This is a genomic window from Blautia sp. ZXY-1-B12 (assembly GCF_056339915.1).
On sequence record NZ_JBWJVP010000149.1, the window covers coordinates 1 to 10,326 of the forward strand.

Annotated in this window: 9 protein-coding genes and 4 pseudogenes; 6 read left to right on the forward strand and 7 right to left on the reverse strand. The window is 47.1% G+C overall.

What is annotated here, in order from left to right:
- Both AC075L_RS07825 and AC075L_RS07830 read right to left on the reverse strand, forming a co-directional pair.
- Nucleotides 1-271, reverse strand: a pseudogene (locus tag AC075L_RS07825) (beta-aspartyl-peptidase); the annotation flags it as partial.
- 175 nt (nt 272-446) lie between these two features.
- A pseudogene (locus AC075L_RS07830) lies at nt 447-530 on the reverse strand (ATP-binding protein); the annotation flags it as partial.
- An 83-nt stretch (nt 531-613) separates the two neighbouring features.
- Here AC075L_RS07830 and AC075L_RS07835 point away from each other — a divergent pair.
- Complete coding sequence (locus tag AC075L_RS07835; protein ID WP_020993865.1) at nt 614-817, forward strand: hypothetical protein; 204 nt, start codon at nt 614-616, stop codon at nt 815-817.
- Nucleotides 818-1,097: 280 nt separating this feature from the next.
- Here AC075L_RS07835 and AC075L_RS07840 read toward each other — a convergent pair whose 3' ends face one another.
- From AC075L_RS07840 to AC075L_RS07860, 5 genes and pseudogenes are all read right to left on the reverse strand, one after another.
- Nucleotides 1,098-1,793, reverse strand: a complete 696-nt coding sequence (locus AC075L_RS07840) for an EFR1 family ferrodoxin (protein ID WP_476387493.1) — start codon at nt 1,791-1,793, stop codon at nt 1,098-1,100.
- A 454-nt stretch (nt 1,794-2,247) separates the two neighbouring features.
- Entirely contained in the window at nt 2,248-3,300 is a 1,053-nt protein-coding gene (locus AC075L_RS07845) for a GGDEF domain-containing protein (protein ID WP_119245126.1), read from the reverse strand.
- Nucleotides 3,301-3,336: 36 nt separating this feature from the next.
- Nucleotides 3,337-3,648 (reverse strand): annotated as a pseudogene (locus tag AC075L_RS07850) (Fur family transcriptional regulator); the annotation flags it as partial.
- On the reverse strand, nt 3,605-3,982 hold the full coding sequence (locus AC075L_RS07855; protein WP_334297977.1) for a MerR family transcriptional regulator: 378 nt from the start codon (nt 3,980-3,982) through the stop codon (nt 3,605-3,607). The gene AC075L_RS07855 and the pseudogene AC075L_RS07850, both read right to left, overlap by 44 nt.
- On the reverse strand, nt 3,957-5,210 hold the full coding sequence (locus AC075L_RS07860) for an HD-GYP domain-containing protein (RefSeq protein WP_117854277.1): 1,254 nt from the start codon (nt 5,208-5,210) through the stop codon (nt 3,957-3,959). Before AC075L_RS07860 ends, AC075L_RS07855 begins: the two co-directional genes overlap by 26 nt.
- A gap of 260 nt (nt 5,211-5,470) precedes the next feature.
- Here AC075L_RS07860 and AC075L_RS07865 point away from each other — a divergent pair, with 260 nt between their 5' ends.
- The 5 genes and pseudogenes from AC075L_RS07865 to AC075L_RS07885 form a co-directional block, all read left to right on the forward strand.
- A complete protein-coding gene (locus tag AC075L_RS07865; protein WP_210410583.1) occupies nt 5,471-6,844 on the forward strand; it encodes a ParB/RepB/Spo0J family partition protein in 1,374 nt (457 codons plus the stop codon).
- 311 nt (nt 6,845-7,155) lie between these two features.
- Complete coding sequence (locus AC075L_RS07870; RefSeq protein WP_003500157.1) at nt 7,156-7,512, forward strand: DUF7768 domain-containing protein; 357 nt, start codon at nt 7,156-7,158, stop codon at nt 7,510-7,512.
- Nucleotides 7,499-8,608, forward strand: a complete 1,110-nt coding sequence (locus AC075L_RS07875) for a DNA cytosine methyltransferase (RefSeq protein ID WP_476387494.1) — start codon at nt 7,499-7,501, stop codon at nt 8,606-8,608. The genes AC075L_RS07870 and AC075L_RS07875 overlap by 14 nt, the downstream gene beginning before the upstream one ends.
- On the forward strand, nt 8,590-9,303 hold the full coding sequence (locus AC075L_RS07880; RefSeq protein WP_003500154.1) for an antirestriction protein ArdA: 714 nt from the start codon (nt 8,590-8,592) through the stop codon (nt 9,301-9,303). The genes AC075L_RS07875 and AC075L_RS07880 overlap by 19 nt, the downstream gene beginning before the upstream one ends.
- A 14-nt stretch (nt 9,304-9,317) precedes the next feature.
- Nucleotides 9,318-10,326, forward strand: a pseudogene (locus tag AC075L_RS07885) (hypothetical protein); the annotation flags it as partial.

Sequence of the window (10,326 nt, forward strand, 5' to 3'; positions counted from 1 at the left end):
CTGTTGTGATACCGTTCTCTACCAGTTCTGACATCTGTAATTCCGGTGTCCGCGTATGAAAGCTTCCCTCTCCACCGCCTCCGGTGATATGTACATGTTGATCTAAAAATCCGGGAGTAAGAATCTTGCCCTCTGCATCCAGCACCTCGCACTCCACAGGCAATTCTCTGATGGAATCCTGTATACATTCAATCTTTCCCCCGCAAATCAAAATATCCTCTTTACCGAGATATTCCGGTGCGTAAATCTCTGCATTCTTTACCAATAACATAACTGTTCCCCTTTTTCCCGTAGCTGTTCATTACGCAGATACTCCAAACTATCATGAACAGTTACTTTTCTTTTTTCGTTTCTACTCAAAGTATATACGATGGAATCCGTTTTGTCTATGAAAGTTCTGAATAATTAGCTATATATTTCCACCATCAAGGTACATCCGATATGAATGTTTGTCCCATTGGCAGCTTTCCTGGAGAAGTAATTTCTAATCGGTTGTCATATACCGCCACCTGTATCGTACCATAATGAATTATCAAAAATAAAATCTAAGGTGGACAGATTGCTTTGTCTATTGTAATATATGCTGTATGGAATTTTACGAGGAGGATTTATCATGGAAGAAAAAATACTTAATTTTATTCTGGAATGTGCAGAAGTCCAGAAATTGGTTCCATTCTCACTTATCGAAGAAGAATTTAATCTTATTCTGGACGAAGCCTTAAAGTCGGTCATTACGGATGCTCTCTGGGATAATGATACTATTTCTGACGTAACTATAGGAACTGATGGTTTTACTGTCACATTTTTCGAGAATTGATCGTAAATATCAAACTAATCAACTGATGACACGAACACAGCCAGAAGCATAAACAAAGTATCTGATAAGCAGACATGATCTAATACCCCCTTATCAGATACTTTTTTATGTTCCATATCTTGCCTACAATTTACGACCGTCTATAGCAATCCTCGTAAATAATGCATTTAAGACAGTTCAGCAGAGTGCGAAAGACAAGGAAGATATCTGCAGGCGTGCTGACGCAAGGCAAAAATATCTGACGCAGATTTCACACTCTGATGGACTGGATTAAGATGCATTATTTTAGAGGATTGCTATAGTCATATTTCTCAAGCCCCAGATTCTCAAAACAATATCTGGGCTTTCCAACACTCTTCCTGCCATATTCGATTGCCTCAGCCGGACAATAGCAGATGCAGGCCATACAATGCGTACAATGCTTTTCCCATACAGGTTTCTTATTTTTCATTGTCACATTGTTTAACGGACAGACTTTTACACATTTGCCGCATCCGGTACAGGTCTGATCTGCATAAAATGCCTTTGCTTTTACAAATGCCGCATAGAAGATATCATTCACCAGACCACTCTCAAAAGATGCACCGAAGCCACTTTTTGATGGAAGCTTCTCTCCATGTTTGATTGCCAACACAGCTTTAGCAATATCAGGACCTGCTGCCACAACAATCTTCTTTGCTTTCTCCACATCAGGAGCATTAAACATGGCAATGTAATTCTCCGGCATAATGATCTGTGCCGTCCCCATATGCTTTAATCCTTTTTTCTCACTCAGTTTTCGATCGTATATATCTGCGCCACCAATACCGCTTCCGCAGCTCATCACATAACAGACATTCTTCGCCCCGACAAATTCTGTCTGTCCGATCCAGTCAGAAACCACATGCGGGATTCTCCATGCATAAGTCGGTACCACCACTACCAGATTCTCTCCTGTCTTAACAGACCCGGTATCGCCCGATTTGATCCCTTTCATTCATACATATCAGTTTTTCCTGCAGGCTGCCGGCAATCCTCTCTGCTATATACTTGCTGTTTCCTGTTCCTGAAAAAGTAAATAACCATGACACATCCTCCTTACATCCAAAAGATACCACATCCGAACAGGTTTCTCAATATCCGCGGAAGCCCTGCTCCAGTATCATTGATCTGTTTTCCATCAAACTCACCATATACAGAAAGTCAAAAAACACCGCAGATTTCTCTGCGGTGCAGCCCGGAAGTATAGCGATAACTTCATGACAAATCTTCATACCAATACGGAATTGTTCAAAAATCTTTCGGAGTCTTACTTGCTTAATTTATGACTGTATTATAAACTGACTTTCGTGATATTATCACACTATTACATAGTAAAAACTCTATTGGTTTTTCCAACAGGGTTCTATCGATTACTCATTTAAGAAGATTCAACTACTCTGAGCTGAAAGCTAATTATATTTCTTGCATAACTTTTTATTTTTATACATATAAGCATCTGCCTCATCCAATAACATCTGCATTGTACCTGACATATCATCGGAGGATAATGCCCATCCGCAGGCATAGTCGATTGGTATTTGATTTTCATAACTATTTAATCTGTCTCTTTCTCTGTACAATGATTTTAATATCACCTTAATTTCCGCCTCGCTTGTATGATAAATGACTGCTATAAACTCATCTCCGCCATATCTTCCAACAAAATCCTTTTCTGGAATAACACTGCGCAAAAGCTTTGCGAAATTCAATATCAACTGATCTCCTGCGGAATGTCCCATTGTATCATTTACAGTTTTTAAATTATTTAAATCAAACATTATGCATGCTGTAGGATCTGTAATTATATCTTTTTTATTAAGTAGCTCATTACAGGCATTTTTATTTGGCAGTCCAGTATAGGCATCTATGAATGCTTTCTGTTCCAGCAGTCTGTTTTGCATTGCCATCTGCATTGCCCTTAGAGTCTGCATAATAACCAATATCACCAGACTCAACATATCAAGTGCCGACAGAAACTCTATGGTACGAATCTTTATAGCAATCTTTTCTGAATAGCTTTCTGCGGCAGAGACAGTTTCATCTGCCATCGTAAAATATATTTCACTCATATTAACAATGTCTGTATTTTCGTATCCCTTGTTTCTTACTGCTTCAATCTCTTTTTTTAATTTATCCCAGTAATCACTCTGAATTTGCAATTTTTCCAGATATTCTTCGTCATTGAGTTTTACCAGATCATAATGTCCATCCTGATATCTTAATCCAAGAAAAATATCATCCAAATATTTAATTAATTCTTCATTTTGGTTTCCTGTAATTTCTAATTTTACTTCGCGCTGTGTAGCTCCACGTACTAGGCCTGCATAATTTATTACGCGTGCTGTCCCCTGTAGCCTACTAATCTGAATCATCATAAAAATAATAAGAACTACTAATATCAATATAAGGACACTCTGTATAATACCTATTATATTTTTACTTTTTTTCTTGTTTGTCTGCATTTTACAGTTTATCCTGAACCTTAAATAATATTCATTTCAATAACTATGCCATTCCTTTACTTTCTCCCTGCATTTTGGGCAAATATCTTTAAATGAAATATCCAAATCCAAAAATTCGATTCCATGAGTGTTATGAATTCTTTCCAGCAAATCCGGTATTTCATCCATATCCACATCTGAAACTTCACCGCATTTTGTACACCTGACATGGTAATGATTTTTCAATGAAAAATCGAACCTATTCGCTCCATCCGGAACTTCAACCTTCCTTAACGAACCCTCATCTACCAATATATCAAGATTTCTATATACAGTTCCTTTTCCGATTGTAGGATATGCTGCTTTTATATCTTGCGTTCGATTGTTTCCAACTCCCGCCGTTTTTTTCTATCAGTTTTTTCTGATTTAACAACTTATCTTCTATCACGTCGATGTCTCTGTTTCCCAAAAACTCTCCAATCTGACCCAATGGCATATCCAAAACGCGCAAGTAACGAATCATATTTAAAACCTCAAACTGACGTGCACTATAATAGCGATAGCCTGTTTCCGGATCTGTGTATTCTGGTTTCAACAGACCTGCCTGTTCATAATGCCGCAGGCTGCCAACACTGATATGAAACATTTTTGCCACATCACCAATCTGGAATAATTTTTTATTCTCCAAGCTGTTTCTCCTCATGAATTATGTCTGTCATTTTCTGATCAAAACAAGCATCAACCTGTGAAGCGATTTCTCCATCAAGCCATCCTTTTTCTACCATATCATTTAAAATACCGTAAGCTTTTTCATGTGGCATTCCCTGTTTATACGGGCGGCTTTCTGTCAGTGCCTGATAAATATCGACACACGCCATGATGCGTTCCTGTGTGTTTAATTCAGCAGCTGTTTTTCCAAATGGATAGCCTGTCCCGTCCAGTCTTTCATGGTGAAAGGCAGCCCAGTCACATATCTCTTCAAAATCATCGATTTCTGACAGAATCGAATAAGTATATGCTGCATGGTGTTTCATAACTGCAAACTCATCATCCGTCAGTCTTCCCGGCTTCTCCAGAATTTTGTTACCTATGGCAACCTTTCCAATGTCATGCAGCGCTCCTGCAAGATACATTTTCTGCATTGTCTCCTCATCAAATCCCATAAATCTGGATAATTTCTCAGCATCTGCAGCCACACCTATGGAGTGTGTACTCGTAAATGGTGATTTATAGTCTACGATGCGTGCGAAAAATTTCGCCAGTGCTTTAATCTGTTCAAAGCTAAGATCTTGTTTTGTACGCGGCACTCTGTTCCATAAACGAGTCTCCACATCTTTTTCTCCAAGTGACAGAAAATGTTGTTCAGAAAAAGCATGTCTAAATGCTTCTATACATTCTTCATCCGCTATAGAACCTGTGATTTCCTGAAGAAATGCTTCTACCTTCTGCCAGGTGTCTGAATCAAAAGAATCACTGCAGCAGACCTGGTCAAGCAGATCGCATAGATGGATAATTCGTGCAAAAACCGGTACTTCTGTCCATTTTTTTCCAAAAGGTCCACTTCCATCTGCATTCTCATGATGATACAAAATGACATTCTTTATATCCGTATGGGATGGAATGTCTTTCATGTTCTTCTCACCTGCCGCACAGTGAATTCCCAGCTCCAGTGGAATCGCCGAACCTATTGCACTTGCAATATCATTGTGTAATTCTTCCTGAATATATTGAGTCAGTGCATTATCATGTAACAACGCACCGGCTGTCAGATCCTGCAGACTCTCCCCCTGAATTCCCATCTGTTCTGCCATGCAGACACTCATATATGCAACACGCTTCGCATGCTTATCTGTTACATGCACTAACTCTGCTTCCACACAGTCCAATGCATAGGAACACGCTCCCAACAATCCCAAAACATCTAATTTCATCCCCTTTTGTCTCCTGTCTGTATTATATATCTGACTGTTATTTTATCACAAAAAATTTATATAAAAAAGGTTGCAACGGTGTACAAAGGGAACATAATAAAAAACTTAATAATGGACTGCCAATCTTACACAAAGTACCGCCCAAACGAGACTACGGGCGGTATTTTTGTATCATGGCGGAGAAAGGAGGAACTTCCCACGGGGCTTGACTGAAAAGTTGAGCCTCTTTTTTCATGCCAAAAAACAGGAGGTAAATGCTTATGGCAGATGATAAAACCACAAAAACGCCGGAACAGCCGGTAACGGATAGCGGGCCGGGCAAGGAAACGCCTCCCGCTCCCCCAAAAGAGCCGGAGAAGGTTTCCGTTTCTCCGGAGCCGGAAAAAAAGACGGAACCGGAGGTAAAGAACCCGCAGGTTTCCGTCTATAACTTCGCTGAAATTATGAAGGAAAAGAAGGTCGAGGAACGGGCGGCAGCTCCCAGCGGGGAAAAGCCTGCCCCGGCAAAAACGGAAAAACCGGAAAAGCAGCCGGAGGCTCCGAAGAAAGCGGAGGAAAAACCCAAAGAGCCGGAACAGCCGAAGCGCCGGGGCCGTCCCCCGAAAGCAGATAAGGACAAGGCCGCAACCCCGAAGCCCGAAGCTCCCGCACAGAAACCGGAAAATGCGGTCAAAAAGGAACCGGAGAAAAAAACGGCGCCAACGGTACAGGCCGCTCCCGCTCCGAAGGAACCCGAAAAACCGAAGGATGCACCACGCCGGGGCAAGGAACAGATCGTCTATATCAAGCTGAACGAGCTTCACGCCTTCAAGAACCATCCCTTTGAGGTTCGGGATGATGAAGAAATGCGGGCTATGGTGTCCAGCGTCAAGGACAAGGGCGTGACCCAGCCCGCTATCGTCCGTCCCCGTGAGGATGGCGGCTATGAGATCGTGTCCGGCCACCGCCGCCAGAAGGCCAGCGAGCTTGCCGGATATGCGGATATGCCCTGTATTGTTCGCAATCTGACGGACGATGAAGCCATCACGCAGATGGTCGAGGACAATCTCAACCAGCGTGAAGAAATCCTCCCCAGTGAGCGGGCCAAAGCCTTGAAAATGCAGCTTGAGGCCATCAAGCACCAGGGCTCCCGCACTTCGGGCCAGATTGACCCGAAGGACGCAGGAAAACGCTCCAACGAAATTGTAGCCGAGCGCAATAAGATGGCGGTCAAGCAGGTGCAGCGGTATATCCGGCTCAATGAGCTGGTTCCCGACCTGATGAAGCTGATGGATGAAAAAAAGCTGGGCTTTACTACGGCGGTGGAGCTTTCCTATATCGGCAAGAAGAACCAGAACTATATCGCCGTCGCCATTGACAGCCAGCAGTCCTCGCCTTCACAGGCGCAGGCAAAGCGTATGCGTGAGCTGGACGAAAAGAAGCTGCTCAACGGGGATGTGATTGACGGCATTATGATGGAGGACAAAAAGGAGGTAGACAAAGTGATTTTGACAGGTGCGGAACTGAGCAAGTATTTCGGCAAGGAAACTACGCCGAGGGAAATGAAGGACCAGATCATCAAGCTGCTGGACGACTGGAAGGGTCAGCAGAAGGAACATGAAAAGCCGGAGAAGAAAACCGAACAGGAAAAGTAAGCCCAAACTTCGGGTCAGCATGGCCCGAGGATTGCGGGGCTCTGCCCCGCGCCCCGAAGCTCTGGAGATATAAATGATTCCCCGTCGCCAGTTATTCCGTAGCATAGCCGGAAAATCAGTCAAGGGCAGCGCCGCCGCAGGCGGTGCCAGAGGCACCCTTGACGGATTTCTCCCGGTTATGCTTTTTCCCGGTCAAGCGACGGGGATATAAATTCTCCAGAGCCGTTCCCCTTCCCGGGGGAAGGGGCGGAGGGGTTGGGCGAACTGTTTCCGCTTTTCCCTAAACCAAAACAGAAATGGAGGCTCAACCAATGAAACGACCTTTAGCATACCTGACCGCCGCATGGAGCGGCGAGCCGGATGTTGATATGGAGCTGGCGGCCCACTACTGCCGTCTTGCTTATGAGGCGGGCTTTTCCCCGATCTGCCCGCTCTTGTATCTGCCGCTGTTTTTGAATGACAGCGTTCCCGAGGAACACAAGGCTGGGATTGATATGCGCCGGGATATGCTGCGGCGCTCCCACACCCTGATTGTCTGCGGCAGCGCTGTGGACGAGGATGTAAAAAATGATATTGCGGTTGCCGGGCGGCTGGGCATTGCGGCGACCACACTGGAAGGGGTGCTTGCCGTGAAGGGACACGGCACCCCGGGCCATGCCGGACATTAAGCTGGGAAGCCTTTTCGACGGGATCGGCGTGTTCCCTCTGGCTGCTTCCCGGTGCGGTATCCGTCCGGTATGGGCCAGTGAGATTGAAAAAGCGCCCATCTCCATAACCAAAAGGCACTTTCCCGACATGGTGCATTTGGGGGATATTACGAAGGTGGACGGCGGGAAAATCCCGCCGGTTCATGTAATTACCTTCGGTTCCCCCTGTCAGAACCTTTCTCTGATCGGCAACCGCTCCGGCCTTGCCGGGGCAAAATCAAGCCTGTTCTATCAGGCGTTTCGTATCATACAGGAAATGAGGGATGCTACTGATAACCTATATCCAGCTATCGCTGTTTGGGAAAACGTCATGGGAGCGTTTTCTACAAATGACCGGATGGACTTTAGAGCCGTCCTATCCGCCTTCTCGGACACCGAAGTTCCAATGCCTCCTTCGGGAAGATGGGGAAACGCCGGAATGGTGCGAGGGGGAACGCCTGATGTGTGCTGGCGGCTCATGGACGCCCAGTATTGGGCAGGCACCCGAAGGCTGGCACGAAGGCAGCGGATTTTCGTCGTGGCGGATTTTGGAGGCAGACGTGCCGCAGACATACTATTTAAGCCCCGTCCAGTGCTCCCACTTCCTCCGCCTTGCGGAGAGGGCGGGCGGGCCGCCGCCGAAGGAGATCGAACAGCTTCTTTTGAAACAGGGCGGCAGATACCAGTCATCCACCCCTTTCAGTGCTTCCGTATGCGGGGAGCGGCAAAAAGGCAGGAAGAAACGGCCTTCCGAAACAGCTTCGGATTACCAACTGACCCTTTTCCCACTCTTTTAGCCAGTGATGTAACGCCCTTTGCCTTCTGGTATGAGGGCGACCCGAAGGGCGGCTGTATCCGTTTTCTGACGGAAACGGAAAGCGAACGGCTGATGGGGCTGCCGGAGGGCTGGACAAAGTACGGGGCGGACGGCGTGGAGATCCGGCCTCTGCAACGCTACAAGGCGCTGGGAAATGCGATTGCCCTCCCTTGTGCCGATTACATTATGGCCGGGATTTATGAGGTGCTGGCTGACCGGGCCGGAAAAGGAGGAATGAGCCCATGTTTGAAGCTTATATAACCAATACAGCCCTATACCCCTTAATGGGGATTGAGGTAGGGACAACGGTACATTTCCCCATGACGACACAGGAGTTGCAGGCCGCCCTTGCCAAAATCGGGATAGACGGGAAACGGTACAGCGAAGTGTTCTTTACCAGCTTTGACAGTGATGTGCTGGGGCTCTACGATTATCTCTACGAATGTGAGAACATCGACGAGCTGAACGAGCTGGGCCACGCCCTGCTGGAAGTACGGGATAAGGGCGGACTGGAAACCTTTGAAGCCGCTCTTGTCTTGGGAAACCACACAAGGAGCGTGAAGGATTTGATAAACCTGACGCAGAACCTTGACCTTTACCGCTTTTACCCGGATATTTCCGATGATGAAGGGCTGGGCCGTCTTTACGCCGACGAGCTTGGGACTATCGACATACCGGAGCACATTCAGAACTACTTCGATTATGAAGCATACGGACGGGATGTGCGTATCAACGAGGGCGGCGTATTTGCTCCCGGTGGGTATGTGTCGGCAGTCCCGGAGGGCTTCAAGGAGTATTACCACGGGCCGCAGGACATTCCGCCGGAACACCGGATATTTGCCTATCCTGAAAAGGCCGAGCCTGTCCACTCCATTCTCGCTACACTCAAACGGTTTCAAGAAGCCCCACCCGCTCCGAAAAAGGACAAGGCGGGGCCTTCTCATGAAGAACGGTAAGACTTCGGGCCAGCATGGCCCGAAGCATAAAGGAGGTGCATACCATCAACTATTACCCTATCAATGAAGGAGCCGCCCGCCGGGCAAAAGAAATGAACAGCTTTTCCGACTACAAGGAAGGGAGCGCAACGGCGGAATACCGGGCAATGGTGGACAAGGCCGCCGCCATAGCGGAAAAGCAGAAATCCCGGGTGGACCCCATGTACCATGAGAAGATCGACCATCTGTTAGACACCTACGCCCGCAAGCTGGCCGAAAACATGAACCAAGGCTTTGCCATTGACGCAGGGTTCCCTCTGTGATGATCGCCGGACCTGCCAATTTCCCGGTGGGAAAGAAGGAAAAACAGAACCGGGCCCGGGACAGCAACATGGAGGAATGGCGGTATATTCAAGGGCTGCTGGATAAGATATGCAGTACCGGCATGGGCGGGATCAGCGCCGATGACCCGGCAGCGATCGAAAAGCTCCAGAAGAAGCTGGACGGGCTGGAACGCTCCCAGCTCATTATGAAGGAGGTCAACGCCTATTACCGCAAGCATGGCAAGCTGGACGGCTGTGCGCTGCTGTCGCCGGACCAGATCGAAAAGCTGAAAGCAAGCATGGCGTCAAGTTGGCGAAGCGACCCGAGGCCCTTTGAAAGTTACCAGCTTGCCAACAACAATGCGGAGATCCGCCGGGTAAAGGCCCGTATCGAACAGCTTTCCAAACAGGCACAGCAGGAATTTTCCGGCTGGGAGTTCGATGGGGGTCGTGTGGAAATGAACCGGGAGGACAACCGCTTGCAGGTGTTCTTTGACGGAAAGCCTGACGCGGACACCCGGGCCGAGCTGAAAAGCAGCGGCTTTCGTTGGGCTCCCAGCGTAGGCGCATGGCAGAGGCAGCTCACGGACAACGCCATCCGGGCGGCTGACCGACTGGAATGTATCAAGCCGCTGTCCGGCGAAAAGCCCTCCCAGCTTCAAAAGAAGCCCTCTATCTACAGACCATGCGGAACAGGGCGAAAAAGTCCAGACGGAGCCGG